The sequence below is a fragment of the Idiomarina tyrosinivorans genome (assembly GCF_003987475.1).
GTDB lineage: Bacteria > Pseudomonadota > Gammaproteobacteria > Enterobacterales > Alteromonadaceae > Idiomarina > Idiomarina tyrosinivorans.
The window spans coordinates 42,844-62,146 of record NZ_PIQH01000010.1; the positions used below are offsets into that span (position 1 = coordinate 42,844).

The window sequence follows — 19,303 nt, forward strand, 5'->3', positions numbered from 1 at the left end:
GTCTGTGCATAATGTTGTACCACAGATCGGATTACTTAAAACTACAACCGAGGAGTTTCGCATGCGCCGTTGGTTAACCCTACTTAGTCTTCTTATACTGGCAGGTTGTCAGTCTGCTCCGCAACCCTTGACCATCGATCCGCCGTTGTCAGAACTGTCCAGTTCCGGTGACGTGAATGGCATTGCGGTAGTCGATGCCAGAGCCCATTCCTATTTATTGCGGGTTGAACGAAGCCAAGATACTGCGCAGTTTAGTAGTAGCCGTGAACCTCTTGAACAAACCATCAAGCAAGCATTGGAAGCTGTAATTCCCATTAGCTCGCAAAGTCCGGTAACGTGGAAAGTGATTATTGATGAAGCATTGATTACGGTCTCACAAGGCCCGGTCAAATATCGTGCACATCACGAAATCACGCTGACTGTTACGGCGTCTAACGGCCACCAATTCTTTACCCGAGATTTCCACGGCAGTGCGCAATCAGAAGGGGCATTTCAAGCCGATGAGGCAGTGTTAGAGCGTGAATTCAGTGAATTATTAGGCAGCTTACTGTCTGACTTAGCAAACGACCCCAAACTCCGTATGCAACAAGGAAATGATTAATGTCTCGTATCTATAGCTTGCTAGCCACATTGGTTGTTGTCCTGAGCTTTAGCGCTCATGCAGACATTCAACCAAATAACCCCTATCCAAAAGTGACGTTGGTAACCTCACTGGGCAATATTACGGTGGAACTCGATCGCACCCGCGCACCGCTCACCGTCGCTAATTTTCTTCGTTACGTCGACAAAGGCGTTTATGCCGGAACCATTTTCCACCGTATTGTGCCGGGTTTTGTGGTCCAGGGTGGCGGCTACGATAAAGACTTTCAGCTTGGGGCTGAGTTCGACCCTATTCCCAATGAATCCGGCAACGGTTTAAAGAATGAGTATGGCACCATCGCCATGGCGCGCGAGTCTGCACCACATACCGCTACGCGTCAGTTTTATTTCAATATTAACGATAATCCGCGTTTAGATCCGAGTGATAGCCGCTGGGGTTACGCGGTTTTTGGCCACATTATCAAAGGCCAAGATGTGCTAGAAAAATTAGCCGCGGTAGAATCCATGCCGTTTGATGAAGTGACCGGCTGGCAAGACGTACCCAAGAACCCACCGTTGCTGGAGCAAGTCATTGTGGAGCCCGCGCCGTAATGGCTGAGGCGCAACATACCTGGTGGAGCGATAGCCAAGTTTTCAAACAGCCACGAATTTGGCTGATTTTTGTATTAGGTATGATCAGTGGCTTCCCCTGGGTCATGATCGGTTCGGTCCTCTCAGCATGGCTACAAGATGCCGGCCTATCGCGCTCTACCATCGGTTTTTTTGGTGCTGTCATCGGCGTCTATTCGGTAAATTTTCTCTGGTCGCCACTGATTGACCGCATCAATTTACCCTTTTTTGGGCGCCGCTTTGGCCGCCGTCGTTCGTGGATACTTTTCTGCCAAGCAATCATTGCCGCCTGCTGTTTTGCAATGGCAAGCTTAGACACCAGCCAAATCTTGACCGCGATTGGTGTCACGGCACTATTAATTGCGACAGCATCAGCGACCCAAGACATTGCCATCGACGCATTTCGTATTGAGCAGTTTTCTGAGCAAGAAAATCGCTTGCAAAGTGCCGGTGCAGGAATGGCGACCGCGGGCTGGTGGACGGGCTATAGCGGCCTCGGAGCTATTCCATTCTTCCTCGTGGATGGCATTAGTTTCAGTTGGCAAGACGCATACATTTTATTGGGCTGTCTGGTTTTGCTGTTAAGCAGTGTCGTGCTGTTTGTTCGCGAGCCGAGATACCAGCAAACGCCAATCGACGACAACGGGGCGCCACAGTCCGTTAGCGAGCAAATTGTCGCTAGAATTAACGAGGTGGTGATATCCCCTATCAACGAGTTCTTTCAGCGCAGCGGATTCAAACTGGCGCTCAGCATTCTGTGCTTCATTTTTCTGTTTAAGCTTGGGGAAGCCTTTTTAGGCCGAATGTCGATTGTATTTTATAAAGAGATCGGTTTTAGCAACGACCAAATTGGTACTTACTCTAAGTTAGTGACTTGGTGGGTCACCATTGTTTTTGCCATTTTCGGTAGTTTGGTGAATCTCCGTCTTGGCATTATCAAGGGATTAATTATTGGCGGTATCGCTATGGCCTCTTCCAATTTAATGTTCTCTTGGATTGCATTGGTCGGCCCGAGCGAGCCGTTGTTCCTCTCGGCAGTTTTGATTGATGGTTTTACCAGCGCATGGTCGACGGTAGCCTTCGTCGCGTTTATCAGTTTACTTTGCCATCGCACCTTTACCGCAACCCAGTATGCCTTGATGGCGTCTTTGGGGTCGCTTGGGAAAACGATTTTAGCATCATATAGCGGTGTATTGGTCGACGCACTTGGTGGCAACTGGGCAATATTTTTCGCGATTACCGCATTAATGATTATTCCTAGCCTGCTATTACTGTGGCGCATTCGCCACCATTTATTTGAACTAGAACAACGTTCTCAGGGTGGTTCTGTATGACAGCTCAACGTTGGCTAGTGATAGGTCACGGTGCTTTAGGTAGTTTATTCGCCTTTCGCCTGCGCCAGCGTGGGTTTCCGGTATCGATTGCTGGACGCGATAGTCAACAATCGCCAACATTTGATTGGCAATTTACCGACATTAACGGTGTGCAACACTCTTTGGAGTATCCCAGGTATCAACCTAAGCAAGCGGTCGATGCAGTACTATGCTGTGTTAAGACCACACAGTTAGCGGACGTGCTGCGACAATATGCTGAGCTTCGTGAGCGCGCTGTAGATGTGCCTTGGTTTTTCAGTTTTAACGGTTTTTCTGACGTTGAACAACCACTCAAACAACGCCAAACCTGGTTGCTGGTGACAACCGATGGTGTCACTCGGCAACGACGAGCGAGCCGCCATGCCGGCATTGGCCAGAGCTGGTTGGGGCCGATACAGAGCGAGGCACCGGTCAACACTGCGGCACAAAACCTTGCGAACAGCTTAGGTAACTGTCAGATAGTGACGGACATTACCGAAAAGCGCTGGCAAAAGTTTGCGGTAAATTGCGTTATCAATCCGTTAACCGCCATTCATGATATTCCCAACGGCGAATTATTAGCGCCACATTATCAATCGCAAATTCTACAACTACTCGATGAACTCGTCATGGTTGCCTTACAGCAACAGGTTACGCTAGATCCCGCTCAACTTTACCAAGCCGTCGTTCAGGTAGCCCGTGCCACAGCAACAAATTATTCTTCCATGCTACAAGACATAAAAAACGGCAACCCCACCGAGATCGCCGCATTAAATGGCTGGTTGCTCAAGCAAGCAGAACAGCGCCAAATAGCGCTACCCGCGCATCAACAGTTAGTCACTGTCCTCAATAAAATCGAGCACTTCCAGGCCAAACCCTGAGAGAGCCGAATAGCGTTTCGGCGAACTCAACAAGTGCATCCGATGCACGCCGAGGTCAGCAAGGATTTGTGAGCCTAACCCGACATTACGTGAAGCGTTTGATGCCGATGCTGTCGGTTTGCGTTGGCCTTGGTCCTCGGCTTCAAACGCTTGAACTTGTTCAATCAGATCGTCGGGTGACTGCTGGCGACCAATAATCACCATGACACCGTCATGTTCTGCAATATAGTTCATTGCCTTTTGAATGGGCCAACTGCGCTTAGCCGCGCGTTCGGTGAGAAAGGTATCGTGGATAGTATCTTGCAGATGAACCCGCACATTAACCGGCTTTTGCTCGTTAATTTCACCGTGGACCAAGGCAAAATGCACTTGTTTATCGATGGTATCTTGGTACGTGATCAACTCAAACTCACCCGCACTGGTCGGCATTTTGCACTGCCCAACGCGACGAATGGTTTTTTCCCGTAACGAACGGTACTCGATCAAGTCGGCTATAGTGCCTATTTTAATATCATGCTCAGCAGCAAATGCTTCAAGATCGGGCCGACGAGCCATGGTTCCGTCTTCATTCAACACTTCAACGATAACCGCAGCCGGTTCAAAGCCAGCTAAGCGCGCCAAATCACAACCTGCTTCGGTATGTCCAGCACGGTTTAATACCCCTCCGGACTTTGCTTTTAAAGGAAAAATATGTCCCGGCATGACCAGGTCTGACGGTTTTGCCTCTTTAGCCACCGCGGCTTTGACCGTCTTTGCCCGATCCGCTGCGGAAATACCAGTTGTGACCCCCTCTGCCGCTTCGATAGAAACGGTAAAGTTAGTCGCGTAGGGCGCACTATTTTGGTCCACCATTAGCGGCAAGCGCAATTGCTGACAGCGCTCTTCTGACAACGTCAAACAAATCAAACCACGACCATAGCGCGCCATAAAATTGATCGCTTCAGGCGTAATACAGTCGGCGGCGATGATTATATCGCCTTCGTTTTCGCGGTCTTCGTCATCCATCAGAATGACCATTTTACCTTGGCGAATGTCTTCAATAATCTCTTCAGTGGTATTCAATGACATCAAGTAATCCTTATACATCTGCAGCGTCATAACGCGGACGGTAAATAGTCCGCCAGTCGTCGCCGACGGCGCGCTGGTCGACAACCTCAAAACGTTGTTGTTTGGCAAGGTCGCCGAGTTTCGGCAAGCGTAACAGTGGCTGACCATGATCGCCGATGACCGCGGCCGCCTGATAAATTATCAGCTCATCAACAAGCTTAGCGGCAAGTAACGCGCCCGCGAGTTGCGGCCCACATTCCGTCCAAATTTGGTTAATGCCCCGTTTTGCGAGCTGTGCCAGCAAATCGTGCAAATCCACACGACCATCATGCGCTTGACAAACAATGACTTCAGCCTGCTTGCCTAAGTCGCTACGCTCAGCAACCGTCTGCGCCAGCCATACTGGGCTTTGACCGGCAAATATTTGCGCGTCACTGGGCACTCGTCGCTGACTATCGATGACCACTTTTATCGGTTGTCGGAGCAACTCGGGTTGTGGCCTTGAAAGTGGCCATTGCTCTGCTCTGACATTGAGCCTTGGGTTATCTCTGAGCACTGTTTCAGCGCCCGTTAAAATGGCGTCCGCTTGCGCTCGAAAATATTGCACATCGCGGCGCGCAGCGGCGGCGGTAATCCATTGGCTTTCGCCATTTTCAAGAGCTACCCGGGCATCCAGTGAGGCTGCTAGCTTAACCGTTAACCACGGACGATTGCGGCGCATTCGCGCACAAAAACCACGATTCAGGCGTTCTGCTGCACTGCTTAAAACCCCTACAGTGACCGCAATACCTGCTTCCCTTAACCGCGTGATACCAGAGCCAGCGACTTGTGGATTCGGATCCTCCATCGCCACAACCACGCGCGCAATACCCGCGCTAATTAGCGCTTCCGCGCACGGAGGAGTACGCCCGTGGTGGCTACATGGTTCAAGTGTCACGTAAGCAGTGGCGCCGCGAGCCCGGTCACCGGCCGCCGCCAAAGCATGCACTTCTGCGTGAGGTTCCCCAGCGCGTTGATGCCAGCCTTCAGCAATACACTGCTCGTCTTTTACCAATAGGCAACCCACTGCCGGATTGGGAGCGGTGGTTAGTAAGCCTTTTCGCGCCAGCACCAGAGCCTGATGCATCCATAGCGTGTCGCGTTGCAGCTGGGCGTGGTTCAGTTCAGTCATTCAAGCGGGCGATTTCTTCGCCAAATTCACGGACATCTTCAAACGAACGATAGACCGAAGCAAATCGCACATAAGCGACCTTGTCGATTTGCTTCAAGTTGTCCATTACAAAATGGCCAATCGCATGACTGGTGACTTCCCGTTCACCCGTCGCGCGGATGCTGGATTTGATTTTATTGATGGCTTGTTCCATCACTTCTAGACTAACTGGTCGCTTTTCTAGCGCCCGCAAAAGCCCACTTCGTAATTTGTCCTCGTTGAATGGTTCCCGCGTACCATCAGACTTGATCACACGCGGCATCATTAACTCGGCCGTTTCAAACGTGGTGAAGCGTTCTTTGCAATGATTGCACTCGCGCCGACGGCGCACTGACGCACCATCGGCTACTAACCGAGAATCGATCACTTTAGTATCTTGTACACCACAAAATGGGCAATGCATGGCTGTTATCCTAGTGAATGATTAGCCGTAAACCGGAAAGCGTTTACACAAGGCTTTTACTTGCTCACGGACTTTCTCGATCACTGCTTTGTCTTCGATGTTATCTAACACATCGCAGATCCAATGACCGACTTGTTCGGCTTCTGCTTGTTTGAAACCACGCCGAGTGATAGCTGGCGTACCCAAACGCAGGCCAGAAGTCACGAACGGTGAACGTGGGTCGTTTGGCACCGAGTTCTTATTAACCGTGATAAACGCTTCACCAAGCGCCGCATCAGCGTCTTTACCAGTGATATCCTTGTCGATTAAGTCAACCAAGAATAAATGGTTTTGGGTGCCGTTAGAGACGATTTTGTAACCGCGTTGCTGCATCACCTTAACCATAGCGTTGGCATTGTCTAGCACTTGCTGCTGATAGGCTTTAAATTCTGGCTGTAAGGCTTCTTTAAAGGCCACTGCTTTTGCCGCGATCACGTGCATTAGCGGGCCACCTTGGTTACCTGGGAAGACCGCGCTGTTTAATTTTTTATGCAATGCTTCGTCGTCTTTGCCCGACAAAATCAGTCCGCTGCGCGGTCCTGCTAAGGTTTTATGTGTGGTGGTTGTTACCACGTCAGCGAAAGGCACTGGATTTGGGTAGATTCCCGCAGCAACAAGACCTGCCACGTGCGCCATATCCACTAATAAGTAAGCGCCTACTTCATCGGCGATGTCGCGGAAACGTTGCCAATCAATAATGCCTGAGTAGGCAGAAAATCCGGCGATAATGACTTTGGGTTTATGTTCCTTTGTTAACTCAGCCACCTCGGCGTAGTCAATTTCACCCGTCGCATCGTCCAAACCGTATTGCACGGCGTTGTAGAGTTTACCCGAGAAGTTCACATGCGAACCGTGAGTCAGGTGACCGCCATGCGCCAAGCTCATTCCTAGGACAGTATCGCCCGCTTCGAGCAATGCCATAAATGCCGCAGCATTGGCTTGCGAACCTGAGTGCGGTTGCACATTCGCATACTTCGCACCAAACAGTTCCTTCGCTCGTTCAATGGCTAAATCTTCAACCACGTCGACATATTCACAGCCACCGTAATAACGCTTATGAGGATAACCTTCCGCATACTTGTTGGTCAGTTGCGAACCCTGCGCCTCAAGGACTCGTGGGCTGGTATAGTTTTCCGAAGCAATCAACTCAATGTGTTGCTCTTGACGCTCGGTTTCTTGCGTCATCGCTTGCCACAAGTCTTTATCAAAATCGGCGATTGTCATGTCACGCTTTAACATCAGCTATCCTCGTCCTGCCCCGTCATCATCGGGGTGCTTAAAAACAGTTAGTTTAACGCCACTATTTTAACCCGAAAATGGCGCTTCTGCCTACCATCAAGGCCGCTTTCCTATTACACTATCGGCAATTGTTGTTGACTCGTACAAAAACGAGCGCATTCACTCTATCGAAAGAAAGGATCATTGTCGCTATGGCGCAATATATTTACTCGATGTCTCAGGTGAGCAAAGTTGTGCCACCAAAGAAGACTATCTTGAAAGATATCTCCCTATCATTTTTCCCTGGCGCAAAAATTGGTGTCTTGGGCCTCAATGGTGCGGGTAAATCAACGTTGCTGCGCATCATGGCCGGCGTTGACAAAGAATACGAAGGCGAAGCGCGGCCGCTAGCTGGCATCCAGATTGGTTACTTGCCACAGGAACCGCAACTTGACGAAGCAAAAACCGTGAAAGAAACAGTTGAAGAAGCGGTTGCTGATGTCAAACAAGCATTGCAACGGCTCGATGAAATTTATGCCGCTTACGCCGATGAAAATGCCGACTTTGATGCCTTATCAAAAGAGCAGGGAGAACTCGAAGCCCTCCTGCAAGCGAAAGATGGACACAATATCGACAACATTCTTGAGCGTGCCGCCGATGCCCTCCGTTTGCCTGCGTGGGATGCCAAAATTGATAAATTGTCTGGTGGTGAGCGGCGCCGCGTTGCGATTTGCCGGCTGTTACTCTCCAAACCCGACATGTTGCTATTGGACGAACCCACCAACCACTTGGATGCCGAATCGGTTGCTTGGTTAGAGCGGTTCTTACACGATTACAACGGTACTGTGGTCGCCATTACCCACGACCGTTACTTCCTCGATAACGTTGCCGGCTGGATCCTCGAGCTTGACCGTGGATACGGTATTCCATGGGAAGGCAATTACTCTTCTTGGTTGGAACAAAAAGAGAAACGCTTGGCGCAAGAAGAGCGACAAGAGAAAGCGCGTCAGCGTTCTATCAAACAAGAATTGGAATGGGTACGGACTAATCCGAAAGGTCGTCAGGCGAAGAGTAAGGCACGTTTGGCTCGGTTTGAAGAATTGCAAAGCAGTGACTACCAAAAACGCAACGAAACCAACGAGCTGTTTATTCCGCCAGGTCCGCGTTTGGGTGATAAAGTGCTGGAAGTCGACCATATCAGTAAAGCCTATGATGGCCGGGTATTGATCGATGACCTTAGCTTCTCAGTTCCGAAAGGCGCGATTGTCGGTATCATTGGACCAAACGGTGCAGGTAAATCTACCCTATTCCGAATGATTTCTGGTCAAGAGCAAGCTGATAGCGGCACAATTTCTCTTGGTGAGACAGTAGAGCTGGCAAGTGTTGATCAGTTCCGTGGCAACATGGACGATAGCAAAACGGTATTTGAAGAAATCACTGACGGCAACGATATCCTTCGGATCGGCAACTTTGAAGTCGCTGGCCGCGCCTATGTGGGTCGCTTTAACTTTAAAGGAACCGACCAGCAAAAACGTATCGGCGAGCTTTCTGGTGGTGAGCGTAACCGCGTCCACCTAGCTAAACTGCTGAAAGCTGGCGGTAACTTCTTGCTGCTGGATGAGCCGACCAACGATTTGGACGTTGAAACCTTGCGTGCTTTGGAAGAAGCTATTCTAGAATTCCCAGGCTCTGCGATGGTTATCTCGCACGACCGTTGGTTCTTGGATCGTATCGCGACGCATATCCTCGATTACCGTGATGAGGGGCAGGTAGAGTTCTTTGAAGGTAACTACACCGAATACGAAAGCTATATGAAGAGTCAGTATGGCGAGAACGCCATGGAACCTCATCGCATTCGTTATAAGCCCATCGGCTAATCAGTATTGGCAAGGGTGGGCAACCAGCCCACCCCTTTTGCATTACAGAACCATTCCGCCTCAATCGCGAAGACGCGTTGCAACAACGGCGCTGAAAGCACCTGATTTGGCTCCCCCTGCGCCACAACCTTGCCCTGCTCCATCACCACCAAGCTATCGCAATATCGCGCGGCCAAACTCAAATCATGCAATGCCACCAATACCAGTGCCCCGGCACGCGCTTGTCCACGCAAGTCCTCGCACACTTGCAATTGATGGGAAATATCCAGCGCTGCTGTCGGTTCATCACAGAGTACCAGTGGACTGCGCTTCACGAACGTGCGCGCCAACATCACCCGGCGCAATTCACCGCCAGAAAGCGTCGACACTTGGCGGTTTAATAACTCACTGATCTGTAAGCGCTTTGCGATAGCTGCTATCCACTGCTGGCGTTGTGAGCGTTGCCCTTGCATGCGACCTAGACCAATCGCAATAAGCTCGGTTACGCTGATATCCCAGGCTGGATAATCCTGTTGCGGTAAATAGCTGAGATAATCCGCGCGTTGTTTTGCCGAGAATTGGGATATAACCTTGCCGTCCCAACTGACCTCACCGCCATCTGGAACTTGCACTCCGGCAATCACATCAAGCAACGAGCTTTTACCCGCGCCATTGGGGCCAATGATTCCCACCAACTGAGCGCCAGCGAGATTAAGCGCAATCTTATCGAGACGCTGTATTGCGCCGCTACGAAGGTGTAAATGCTGTAGTTTAAGCATCAACCCGTCCTCGCCGGTATAGCAAGACCACCAGTAACGGTCCTCCTATGAGGGCAACGGCCACGCCGATAGGGAGTTCGCGAGCGGTACTTAATGTGCGCACTAGACAATCCATCAGCACCAACATTAATGCCGCAATGGGAGCGCTCAACCACAGAATCTGGCGCGGCTGTTGAAAGCCTAGTAAGCGCGCCACATGAGGAGCAAATAAGCCAATAAAGCTAATAATACCGACGCTGACAACACTGCCAGCAGTTAACAATGCCACCGCGATCAATACCGACGCACGATACTTAGGCACCGAAAAACCTAACACCGAGACAGTACGCTCAGAGAGCGTAAGCGCTTGTAAAAATTGCTGACAAAACAGCAAAATAATCGTGCCGATAACAACGCATGGCAATACCAAATACCATTGTGGCCAACCTCGGTTACTCAAACTTCCCAATAACCATTGCGACCATTCCTGGAAGGCGAATGGATTCGGTGCCAAATAAAGTAACAGCGCCATCAGTGCGCCACTGAAGGTTGATACCGCGATACCGGCTAAAATGATGCGTAATGGTTGGATACTTTTTCCGGCTAACAATAGTACCCCGCTAATTGTTGTCGCGGCACCAATAAATGCCAACCCCGGCAAGCCCAGATGCCAGGCGGGCAACCAGCCAAAATATAACGCGGCTATCGTTACTACCGCGGCTCCACCAGAAACGCCCAACAATCCCGGTTCCGCCAATGGATTACGCAACAGAAGCTGAATCGCTGCGCCAGCCAGCCCTAGTGCGCAACCGTTAGTCAGCGCTAACATCAGTCGCGGCAAGCGAATCTCGGTAAATATCATCCATCCCGTATCATTTACCTGATTTGGTTGCCAAATGAGCTGCCACAGCGACAATGAACTGCCGCCTATACTTAAGTGTAACAAGCTCGTTACAACCACCAGCAACATCAGTAACGCCAGTAATTTCTTCATCGTTATCATGGTTTTCCCACGCTAGTCAGTCGCTTTGGGTGATTGCGCGAATATACTCAGGCCAGCGCACCGCTGGACATGAGGCAATTTCGCTCGACACGGCTCGCCAATGTTGTTGCTCGCGCCAACGCTGCATCACAGGATGGTAAAGCCATTGGTTCGCTAACGCAAAAGCGGGCGATGTAGTCCCTTCCCAAAGTACAATATCCGGCGCTAGCTGCAGCACTTGCTCTAACCTTAAACTTACCAGCCCGGTGCCTTTTTCCGCCGCCAAATTTTTCCAACCCAGCGCCGTCATCACGCTGTCAAACCACGTCTCTCTGCCCCAGCTGTATTGGTTCGCCATGACACTGAGTACCGATTTTGCTGGCAATTGGCGCAGACGCTCGAGTAAGCGTTGACTTTGCTGCAGTTGTTTGCTGGCTTGCCGCTCTGCACCACTAGCTTGGCCTAGAGCCTGTAAGAAGTCGGCATAATCGCGCCAACGCTGCGGTTGCTCCACCACCACAACCTCGGTGAAAGGTTGCAACGCCTGCAGCAGTTGCGGTTGGGTAAACTGATTGGCAATGACTTTGTCGGGATTCAGCGCGACAATACTCTCCACATCACCGCGATGACGACTGACCTGAGGCGCAACCGAGGTATCACTCCAGCGCGTCACACCGACCAATTTGTCGGGTACCCATTGGTATAATAGTTGGTCATAACAGGCATTTAGCGACACAATGCGTTCTGCAGCAGCGCTGTTAACGCTATACAAAATGACCAGCAAGCCCAGTAACAGGCTGCTAGAGCGCATCAAGCGCCTCTTGTAAATTCTTCACCGCGATCACGGTCATTCCTTCAGGCGCTTTCTTCGGACGATTGGCGTGCGGAACAATGGCGCGCGTAAAACCGTGTTTCGCGGCCTCATTTAAACGTTCTAAGCCATTTGGCACCGGCCGAATTTCTCCCGCCAGCCCGACTTCGCCGAACACGATTAACTCGCGCGGCAATGGCGCATTTTTAAAGCTCGAGACAATTGCCAATAGTAATGCCAAATCGGCAGACGTTTCAGCGACTTTAACGCCGCCCACCACGTTAACAAACACATCTTGATCGGAGATTTGCAGGCCACCGTGACGATGCAACACAGCCAGCAACAATGCTAGCCGAGTGGCTTCTAAACCCACTGCCACACGTCGCGGATTAGCCAACGCGGAATAATCCACCAAGGCTTGAATTTCTACTAGCAAAGGACGCGTGCCTTCCCACACCACCATCACCACCGAGCCGTTACCTTGCTCCTCGCCACGCTGCAAAAAGATTGCGGAGGGATTAGACACCTCTTTTAAACCGCTCCCCGTCATCGCAAAAACGCCCAGTTCATTAACGGCACCGAAACGGTTCTTTGTGCCCCTTAGGGTGCGATAACGGGAGTCGGTGGAGCCATCTAACATCACCGAGCAGTCAATGCAGTGTTCAAGCACTTTAGGTCCTGCTAAGCTGCCCTCTTTGGTTACGTGTCCCACCATAATGATGGCAACCCCGCGTTGCTTGGCGTAACGAGTCAGATACGCTGCAGTCTCCCGCACTTGCGAGACACTGCCCGGTGCCGACTGAACATCATCTAGGTGCATGACTTGAATTGAGTCAATTACCATAATTCGTGGCCTTTCTTCATCAGCCAAGCGACAAATCGTTTCGACCGAGGTTTCCGATAACATCCGCAGTTTATCCATCGGTAACTGCAAACGCTGGGCGCGCATCGCTACTTGCTGTAGCGACTCCTCACCGGTCACGTATAAAGCGGGCATATGCTGCGCGAGCTGGCAGAGTGTCTGGAGCAGCAAGGTACTTTTGCCCGCGCCGGGTGAACCACCGATTAAAATTGCCGACCCTGGGACCACGCCGCCACCAAGTACACGGTCAAACTCTTTAAAGCCTGAACTAAAACGTGGTACTTCGGCTAAGTCAACGTCATTTAAGGTTTGTACTTGTGCCCGTGTAGCCCCCGCAAACCCTTCTCGCGCGGCGCGATGGGAAGACTCTCGAGCACCCAGTCTGACCTCGGTAATGGTGTTCCATGCCTTGCATTCACTGCACTGACCGAGCCAACGTGGAAAGTCTGCGCCGCAGTCACTGCAGACAAAAGCGGTTTTTGTTTTTGCCATGAAAGGAATTCTCGTTTTACACTAGCTAGGTTAAGTTTGCCACACTATGGATGGGCCATTGCGGCACAAACAGCGGAACGTATGTCTACTACACATTATCAACAACTGGTCGAACAATTAAAACCCATTGTAAACGATCCAGACTTTGACGCTATCTTCAACCAGCTAACCACCGGTGAAGAGGGCGCTGTGCGGCTGCAACTCAAGCTCGAATTACAACGTTTGGCGGCGCCTTGTAATCGCACGGTCGATATGCGCAGCAAAACAACCAACGAGTGCAAAGCGGTGGAGCATAATGGTCGGACGCATTACCTCGATCCGGTGTCAAAAATCATTTTTGAACGTGGCTTAAACACTTACAACGGGATCTTCACTCAAGATACCTTTGAACAAATTTTCAAACCCGATAATCCCCTGCGCCAGCGTTACCAAGAAGAGCAAGAAGAACGACAAGCACTGCAAGACGCCAATCAGGACTTTGTTGCAGCCTACCCTAATGCCGAGGCAGACATCGATAGCTATTTGGTAGAGTCTTTCAACCTAGGCGTAGAGCGCCACCGGCATGAAGAGCGAATGAATTTTTCGGTTGATGTCACCCTAGCGACGCAGAAGCAGAAAGCCATTGCCGCGGTGACCACCGACATTTCACTCTCTGGGATTCGGGTCAAGTTGAAGGAAGCTTGTCCGATTAATGTCGAAGACAGTGTCATTGTTGAGCTAACCGGGTTGATTCGGGAGTTTGCCTTTAACGAGGCAAGACCAATCACCTACATCGTTGTCGGTGTTGAAGAAGTCGATGGTAACGTCTACTGGCGTCTACGACGTAGTGAAGACGAGCATCTTCCAGAGATGGACCAGTTTTTAACGGGCTTTATTAACGGTTATAAACGGCGTTATAAGATTAATGTCGATAATACTGAGAAAACCCTTTTACACCAAGGGCTAACACTTAGTTTCTTACCGCGGCTAAAGCGTTTGCCGTTATTTTTGAACGTTCGCCATAGCCAATGCCAAGCAATGTATGCGTTAGCCACTGCGGCGAACCAAGCCATCGTCGATGATTGGAGAGACGACACCAACCGCTTCATGATAAACGGCATTTGGCGTCCTCACCGAGTGCGGGAACTGGTTGAACATGGACAATTGACGCTTTACTGTTTCTCATTGATCGCAAGAGGTAAGCGCTACTTTTATTCAGCAACACCCGACGAACTCATTAAACTAGATGCCTTAGAGAGTTTTCTTTGGGTTGGCCAGCAAAAGCCGTCGTGGCGTGTTTACCACCTCGCCTACTCTCCAGTAGACGGGAATAAAGCATTGTTTAGAGACAGCATTCCCGAGCAGGTCGATATTGCCAGTCGGCGCTTGGCGCCGAGTGCCACCACCCTAGGCAAAGTGGCACAAGTGAACGGCATGGTGGTTATAACTAATATCAGCGACAGTTTTGAGCAACTGGCAGATACCGATAACGCCCCAGAGTCACTCGAAAAAGTGAAGCTTTTTGCCCATAAGCGCTCGGGATTTCCCGCCACCGCGCCGATCATGTTGTCCTACACCGATATTCGCCAAGAGCATCGGTTCGCCTTCCAAACCCGATGCCGCATCAGCAGTAATGAGATTGCTGCAACAGAAGCCCTCACAGTGGATATTTCTGCGCGAGGGATGCGCTTAGCGTTAGAGCAGCCGCTACCATTAACTAAAGGCGAGAATGTCACCATCGATTGTTATCAACTATCGCAACGACATCATGTTAAAGCCGTGACCGCTCTGCAGTATGAGGTTGTGGGTGTCAGTGCCGATCAGTCTGAATTGCATTTACGAGTATTCCCCAATCAGGCGCAACATCCTGGGGCGAAGTTTTTTAAACGCTTTATTCATCATTATAAAGATCGCTTAACCAACAACCAAAGTGAGAGCCTTAGCAGTGGTCTCGAGGTCTGTCTGCGGCAGCTCTATCTGACCGCGCCCAGTTCACTGCCGCTATTTTTCACTAATAAAGGACGGCGCTGGACGTTGCCACTGGTGGGTAAAAGCCCGGTGAAAACCCCTTGGTTTAATTTTCTGCAAAAACTACCGGGATCCAACGATGGCTACCTTAACCTGCAGCCGCTGCTGCGAGCGAATGCGCTGAGCGACCCGCTGGAACCTCTATTGAACCATGTTTGTGACGATAAGGCGGTTACCGAACTACTGCTATTTGTGCATTGCACCGAGCATAATGGTGAGTGGTTACTGACCACTGAATACTTGCGCAGTAGTGAACATGCCAAACTCGGTTATCTGATCGATAAAGGAATGCTCAGCGGCGCTTGTCGAATCATTCACTGGGTGTTCAGCCCCAAAGCAAAAGTTGAGGCTAAAGAGCTACGAGCAGAACTGACCTATTTGACCCAGTATGCTGCCCACCGAGCCGATCGAATCAGAGAAACCCTTTCCGCCGTTGCGGCTATTAGTGACGGTTGTGATATTACCGACAGTCTGCTCGCTATTTATGGTTACAATACTGCCCAACGTCGCGAAGCGGCACAGGCTTGGAGTCACGTCTTGGCCTAGTCGCCGTAATGGCGGCTTAGGCAGTTTTTTACCAGCGTTAAACTGTCGCCATCGATGCTGTGCGTAGCAACTTCTCGCAGTGTGGCTTTTGCATTAAAAGCAATGCCAACAGCGGCTTGCTGCAATAGCAGCTTGTCATTCGCACCGTCACCCACGGCCAGTGTTTGCTGTGGAGCAATTTGCCACTGCCGTTGCAAGCGCGCCAAGCTATCGGCTTTCGCCTTATCATCAACCACCGCGCCAGCCAATTCTCCCGTTAAACGCCCGTGTTCAACCGCCAAGCTGTTAGCCAGCGCATAATCAAGGCCGAGAAAGTCTTTTAAGCGTTCAGCAAACCAGGTAAAACCACCGGAAACCACGGCCGTTTTCCAACCTAACTGCTGTAACCATTGAATCAGCTCTTGCGCGCCAGGCATTAACGGTATCGGCTGAAATATCTGCTCAAACCGAGCCACCTCGGCACCCGCTAATAGCTTTACCCGCGCACGTAGACTTTGCTCGAAGTCGAGTTCACCTTGCATCGCCCGTTCGGTTAATTGGGCTATTTCCGCCTTTATTCCCAGCAGTTCAGCAATCTCGTCAATACACTCAATCTGTAGTAGAGTAGAATCCATATCAAAGACAGCTAAACCAGCTTCTGACAATTTCACCTGTAGGGCTCCTCGTTTCCATGTGGCTACCAAAAATCTACAATCAGGGTGTTATCCAGCTTAATGAGCGGTTTCTGCGCCATGCCAGAGCGCTATGGAAACGCCTATTACGGTTAAGTGTGGCAGCCGCATTGCTGATCATTATCATCAGTGTCTGGAATGTAGCTAGTGTGCAATCTCAGCAACGGTTTGTCGATCATTCTCGACAACTTGCCGACATGGTTGCCATTCAAGCACAACACGAAGCGGGTATCTGGCTGCGCCAGCAAAATACCGAGGCGTTGGATGAGTTGTGCCAACAGCTGATTCAGCAACGCGGCATTATAAATGCCACAGTGCGCGACCAGTTTGGCCAACGTCTGGCTTTTGCCGGCACCCCGAGTTCAATCATTGACTGGCCAAACGATGCACCTCAGGCACTGGTGCTAAGCCAAGAAATTGTCAATGATGGCCAAGTCAGCGGATATCTAGAGTTGGTGTTTAACCGCCATGTATTATTGCAGCAAAGCGATCTAGCGCATGAAAGTCTGATGCAACAGGGCCGTGTGTTGCTACTGCTGGCAATGCTTGCTGGGGTATTTTTTATGGCCAGCTTTAACCGAATCCGCGACCGTTACTGGTTGCGAGCCTTGGCGCGCAACAAAAATTGATGGCTTGTTTGGAATAGCTGTTGTTCAACCTCAGCGGCTGCTTCGGGGCGTAATTCAACTAATGCATCAAGTACTTGCTTAATACGCTTTGGCTCGTTACGTTGCCCTTGATAACCCGCTATCGGCATATCCGGCGAATCAGTCTCTAACAGCAAACAATCTAAACTCGCATTAGCAATTGCGGCTCGCGTTTTCTGTGCTCGTGAATAGGTAATCACCCCGCCAACCCCGATTAAATAATTTAACGCTGTATAGTGCTGAAGTTGTTGCGCGCTGCCACTAAACGCGTGGATGATACCGCCTTGCTCAGGACCATATTGTTTGAGTAACGGAATCATTTCGTCGAGGGTTTTGCGGTGGTGAAGAATCACGGGGAGCTGCAATTTCTTCGCAAGCTTTAACTGTTCAATAAACAGGCTTCGCTGTTTATCAAAATGCGCACAGGTCGCATCTAAGCCAATTTCTCCAACAGCAATAGCATCGTGGTCAGCTAACCATTGCGCCAACGCATCAACATCACTTTGCTGGTGTTGCTCGATAAAATAGGGGTGTAACCCATAGGCGTTGCGCAAACGCGAGTCGTTTGCCGCCAACGAAGCTTGAGTTTGCCAACTTTCTCGAGCAACCCCCGCCATCCATATTTGCTCGACACCCTGCGCCTGAGCGGCGCTAATCACCTGGTCTCTATCGTCATCAAAGGACGCAAAAAACAAATGACTGTGGGTGTCGATAATGGCCATTAATGCTCGCGAGTATGACTAAAGACGATATCGGGGTAGCGCTCTTCGGCAAGGCTTAGATTCACCATGGTCGGCGCAATATAGGTTAGGTTATCGCCGCCATCCAAGGCCAGATTCGCTTCCGCTTTACGCCGGAACTCATCCAACTTGCGCTCATTACCAGACACCCATCGTGCCGTAGCGACGTTAATATTTTCGTACATCGCATCCACTTTGTATTCAGTTTTCAGGCGGTGCACTACCACGTCGAACTGGAGTACCCCAACCGCGCCAACGATTAAATCATTGCTAATAAGTGGTCGGAATACTTGTACCGCCCCTTCTTCTGATAGCTGTACCAAACCTTTCAGTAATTGCTTTTGCTTCAACGGATCCTTTAAGCGAATGCGCCGGAATAGCTCTGGCGCAAAATTAGGAATACCGCTGAATTTAAAGTCTTCACCACTAGTGAAGGTATCACCAATCTGAATCGTGCCATGGTTGTGCAAGCCAATAATGTCGCCTGGGAACGCCTCCTCGACATGCGAGCGGTCGCCCGCCAGGAAGGTCAGTGCGTCGCTAATACGCACATCTTTGCCAGTGCGCACCTGCTTCATTTTCATGCCTTTTTCATATTTACCCGAGACAATACGCAAGAACGCTACGCGGTCTCGGTGGCGCGGATCCATATTCGCCTGTATTTTAAATACAAACCCAGAAAAGCTTTCACTGGCGGCAGCCACAGCATCACCGCTATCAGTCTCCCGCGGCTGCGGAGCAGGCGCCCACTCCACCAAACCATCTAGCATATGGTCGACACCAAAGTTACCCAGTGCGGTACCAAAAAACACCGGCGTTAATTCACCGGCTAAAAACATTTCTTCGTCAAACGGGTTAGAGGCACCGTTCACCAGTTCGATCTGTTCCCGTAACTCTTCGGCCCAAACGCCAAGACGTTGGTCAAGCTCCGGGTTATCAATGCCCTTTATCACATCAATGTCTTGGATTTTATGACCCTGACCGGTTTTGTAGAGAATCGTTTCATCGCGCAATAAGTGGTAAACCCCTTTAAAGTTTTTACCACTGCCAATTGGCCAGGTAATCGGCGCACACATGATTTTCAGGACATCTTCAACCTCATCCAATAACTCCAACGGGTCACGGATGTCACGGTCAAGTTTGTTCATAAAAGTGATGATTGGCGTATCGCGCAAGCGTGTGACTTCCATCAGTTTGATGGTGCGGTCTTCGACACCTTTGGCGCCATCAATGACCATCAAACAGGAATCTACAGCCGTTAGCGTACGATAAGTATCTTCAGAAAAATCTTCGTGGCCTGGGGTATCGAGTAGATTCACCAGCGATTCCCGGTAAGGAAACTGCATCACTGAGGTCGTTACCGAGATGCCCCGCTCTTGCTCCATTTCCATCCAGTCAGATTTGGCGTGCTGGCCAGATTTTTTACCTTTTACCGTACCCGCCTTTTGGATTTGTCGGCCATGCAACAAGACCTTTTCAGTGATCGTGGTTTTACCCGCATCCGGGTGCGAGATGATTGCGAATGTGCGACGTTTATCGATTTCTTTGCTTAAGCTCATGGCGCCAATGTGT

General features: G+C 50.4%; 18 protein-coding genes. 7 read left to right on the forward strand and 11 right to left on the reverse strand.

The genetic code is table 11. The features are described from left to right. The first annotated feature begins 61 nt into the window (after positions 1-61). Genes CWI84_RS10595 through CWI84_RS10610 form a run of 4 tightly spaced genes read left to right on the forward strand, consistent with a single transcriptional unit; the run spans position 62 to position 3,442 of the window. Entirely contained in the window at positions 62-601 is a 540-nt protein-coding gene (locus tag CWI84_RS10595) for a YajG family lipoprotein (protein WP_126842562.1), read from the forward strand. Beyond that, positions 601-1,191 carry a peptidylprolyl isomerase gene (locus CWI84_RS10600; RefSeq protein ID WP_126842563.1) on the forward strand — a complete coding sequence of 197 codons (591 nt, stop codon included), beginning with the start codon at positions 601-603 and terminating at the stop codon, positions 1,189-1,191. The genes CWI84_RS10595 and CWI84_RS10600 overlap by 1 nt, the downstream gene beginning before the upstream one ends. After that, a complete protein-coding gene (locus CWI84_RS10605; RefSeq protein WP_126842564.1) occupies positions 1,191-2,543 on the forward strand; it encodes an AmpG family muropeptide MFS transporter in 1,353 nt (450 codons plus the stop codon). The genes CWI84_RS10600 and CWI84_RS10605 overlap by 1 nt, the downstream gene beginning before the upstream one ends. After that, entirely contained in the window at positions 2,540-3,442 is a 903-nt protein-coding gene (locus tag CWI84_RS10610) for a ketopantoate reductase family protein (protein WP_126842565.1), read from the forward strand. The genes CWI84_RS10605 and CWI84_RS10610 overlap by 4 nt, the downstream gene beginning before the upstream one ends. Here CWI84_RS10610 and ribBA read toward each other — a convergent pair. From ribBA to glyA, 4 genes are read right to left on the reverse strand one after another with little or no spacing between them, the layout of a single operon-like run. Then, positions 3,395-4,510 carry a bifunctional 3,4-dihydroxy-2-butanone-4-phosphate synthase/GTP cyclohydrolase II gene (gene ribBA, locus CWI84_RS10615; protein WP_126842566.1) on the reverse strand — a complete coding sequence of 372 codons (1,116 nt, stop codon included), beginning with the start codon at positions 4,508-4,510 and terminating at the stop codon, positions 3,395-3,397. The two genes, CWI84_RS10610 and ribBA, sit on opposite strands and share 48 nt — an antisense overlap. A 10-nt stretch (positions 4,511-4,520) precedes the next feature. After that, positions 4,521-5,660 (reverse strand): bifunctional diaminohydroxyphosphoribosylaminopyrimidine deaminase/5-amino-6-(5-phosphoribosylamino)uracil reductase RibD, encoded by a 1,140-nt coding sequence (gene ribD, locus CWI84_RS10620; protein WP_126842567.1) that lies wholly within the window; start codon positions 5,658-5,660, stop codon positions 4,521-4,523. Next, entirely contained in the window at positions 5,653-6,102 is a 450-nt protein-coding gene (gene nrdR / locus CWI84_RS10625; RefSeq protein ID WP_126842568.1) for a transcriptional regulator NrdR, read from the reverse strand. Before nrdR ends, ribD begins: the two co-directional genes overlap by 8 nt. 21 nt (positions 6,103-6,123) lie before the next feature. Continuing rightward, positions 6,124-7,380 (reverse strand): serine hydroxymethyltransferase, encoded by a 1,257-nt coding sequence (gene glyA, locus CWI84_RS10630; protein ID WP_126842569.1) that lies wholly within the window; start codon positions 7,378-7,380, stop codon positions 6,124-6,126. A gap of 191 nt (positions 7,381-7,571) precedes the next feature. Here glyA and ettA point away from each other — a divergent pair, with 191 nt between their 5' ends. Beyond that, positions 7,572-9,236, forward strand: a complete 1,665-nt coding sequence (gene ettA / locus CWI84_RS10635; RefSeq protein ID WP_126842570.1) for an energy-dependent translational throttle protein EttA — start codon at positions 7,572-7,574, stop codon at positions 9,234-9,236. On the opposite strand, the gene CWI84_RS10640 is transcribed toward ettA, so the two are convergent. Genes CWI84_RS10640 through radA form a run of 4 tightly spaced genes read right to left on the reverse strand, consistent with a single transcriptional unit; the run spans position 9,233 to position 13,120 of the window. Beyond that, complete coding sequence (locus tag CWI84_RS10640) at positions 9,233-9,994, reverse strand: ABC transporter ATP-binding protein (RefSeq protein WP_126842571.1); 762 nt, start codon at positions 9,992-9,994, stop codon at positions 9,233-9,235. The two genes, ettA and CWI84_RS10640, sit on opposite strands and share 4 nt — an antisense overlap. Beyond that, positions 9,987-10,976: a FecCD family ABC transporter permease gene (locus tag CWI84_RS10645; RefSeq protein WP_126842572.1), complete on the reverse strand. Its 990-nt coding sequence runs from the start codon at positions 10,974-10,976 to the stop codon at positions 9,987-9,989. The genes CWI84_RS10640 and CWI84_RS10645 overlap by 8 nt, the downstream gene beginning before the upstream one ends. 16 nt (positions 10,977-10,992) lie before the next feature. Then, the gene (locus tag CWI84_RS10650) at positions 10,993-11,766 is read right to left on the reverse strand and encodes an ABC transporter substrate-binding protein (RefSeq protein WP_126842573.1); all 774 of its coding nucleotides are present in this window, start codon (positions 11,764-11,766) and stop codon (positions 10,993-10,995) included. Continuing rightward, on the reverse strand, positions 11,756-13,120 hold the full coding sequence (gene radA / locus CWI84_RS10655; RefSeq protein WP_126842574.1) for a DNA repair protein RadA: 1,365 nt from the start codon (positions 13,118-13,120) through the stop codon (positions 11,756-11,758). Before radA ends, CWI84_RS10650 begins: the two co-directional genes overlap by 11 nt. A gap of 81 nt (positions 13,121-13,201) precedes the next feature. Between radA and CWI84_RS10660 the strand changes: the two genes are divergently transcribed. Further along, positions 13,202-15,673, forward strand: coding sequence for a PilZ domain-containing protein (locus tag CWI84_RS10660; protein WP_126842575.1), 2,472 nt, complete (start codon positions 13,202-13,204; stop codon positions 15,671-15,673). On the opposite strand, the gene serB is transcribed toward CWI84_RS10660, so the two are convergent. After that, on the reverse strand, positions 15,670-16,323 hold the full coding sequence (gene serB / locus CWI84_RS10665; RefSeq protein WP_241968780.1) for a phosphoserine phosphatase SerB: 654 nt from the start codon (positions 16,321-16,323) through the stop codon (positions 15,670-15,672). The two genes, CWI84_RS10660 and serB, sit on opposite strands and share 4 nt — an antisense overlap. Before the next feature lie 20 nt (positions 16,324-16,343). On the opposite strand from serB, the gene CWI84_RS10670 reads away from it, so the two are divergent. After that, positions 16,344-16,973 (forward strand): AhpA/YtjB family protein, encoded by a 630-nt coding sequence (locus tag CWI84_RS10670; protein ID WP_126842576.1) that lies wholly within the window; start codon positions 16,344-16,346, stop codon positions 16,971-16,973. Here CWI84_RS10670 and CWI84_RS10675 read toward each other — a convergent pair. Both CWI84_RS10675 and prfC read right to left on the reverse strand, forming a co-directional pair. After that, positions 16,937-17,713: a TatD family hydrolase gene (locus CWI84_RS10675; RefSeq protein WP_126842577.1), complete on the reverse strand. Its 777-nt coding sequence runs from the start codon at positions 17,711-17,713 to the stop codon at positions 16,937-16,939. The genes CWI84_RS10670 and CWI84_RS10675 overlap by 37 nt on opposite strands. Beyond that, positions 17,713-19,290: a peptide chain release factor 3 gene (prfC, locus tag CWI84_RS10680; RefSeq protein WP_126842591.1), complete on the reverse strand. Its 1,578-nt coding sequence runs from the start codon at positions 19,288-19,290 to the stop codon at positions 17,713-17,715. Before prfC ends, CWI84_RS10675 begins: the two co-directional genes overlap by 1 nt. Between the last annotated feature and the right edge of the window lie 13 nt (positions 19,291-19,303).

Coding starts and splice junctions, on each gene's coding strand:
- CWI84_RS10595 (WP_126842562.1), top strand. CDS start 62: ATGCGCCGTTGGTTAACCCTACTTAGTCTTCTTATACTGGCAGGTTGT.
- CWI84_RS10600 (WP_126842563.1), top strand. CDS start 601: ATGTCTCGTATCTATAGCTTGCTAGCCACATTGGTTGTTGTCCTGAGC.
- CWI84_RS10605 (WP_126842564.1), top strand. CDS start 1,191: ATGGCTGAGGCGCAACATACCTGGTGGAGCGATAGCCAAGTTTTCAAA.
- CWI84_RS10610 (WP_126842565.1), top strand. CDS start 2,540: ATGACAGCTCAACGTTGGCTAGTGATAGGTCACGGTGCTTTAGGTAGT.
- ribBA (WP_126842566.1), bottom strand. CDS start 4,510: ATGTCATTGAATACCACTGAAGAGATTATTGAAGACATTCGCCAAGGT.
- ribD (WP_126842567.1), bottom strand. CDS start 5,660: ATGACTGAACTGAACCACGCCCAGCTGCAACGCGACACGCTATGGATG.
- nrdR (WP_126842568.1), bottom strand. CDS start 6,102: ATGCATTGCCCATTTTGTGGTGTACAAGATACTAAAGTGATCGATTCT.
- glyA (WP_126842569.1), bottom strand. CDS start 7,380: ATGTTAAAGCGTGACATGACAATCGCCGATTTTGATAAAGACTTGTGG.
- ettA (WP_126842570.1), top strand. CDS start 7,572: ATGGCGCAATATATTTACTCGATGTCTCAGGTGAGCAAAGTTGTGCCA.
- CWI84_RS10640 (WP_126842571.1), bottom strand. CDS start 9,994: ATGCTTAAACTACAGCATTTACACCTTCGTAGCGGCGCAATACAGCGT.
- CWI84_RS10645 (WP_126842572.1), bottom strand. CDS start 10,976: ATGATAACGATGAAGAAATTACTGGCGTTACTGATGTTGCTGGTGGTT.
- CWI84_RS10650 (WP_126842573.1), bottom strand. CDS start 11,766: ATGCGCTCTAGCAGCCTGTTACTGGGCTTGCTGGTCATTTTGTATAGC.
- radA (WP_126842574.1), bottom strand. CDS start 13,120: ATGGCAAAAACAAAAACCGCTTTTGTCTGCAGTGACTGCGGCGCAGAC.
- CWI84_RS10660 (WP_126842575.1), top strand. CDS start 13,202: ATGTCTACTACACATTATCAACAACTGGTCGAACAATTAAAACCCATT.
- CWI84_RS10670 (WP_126842576.1), top strand. CDS start 16,344: ATGTGGCTACCAAAAATCTACAATCAGGGTGTTATCCAGCTTAATGAG.
- CWI84_RS10675 (WP_126842577.1), bottom strand. CDS start 17,713: ATGGCCATTATCGACACCCACAGTCATTTGTTTTTTGCGTCCTTTGAT.
- prfC (WP_126842591.1), bottom strand. CDS start 19,290: ATGAGCTTAAGCAAAGAAATCGATAAACGTCGCACATTCGCAATCATC.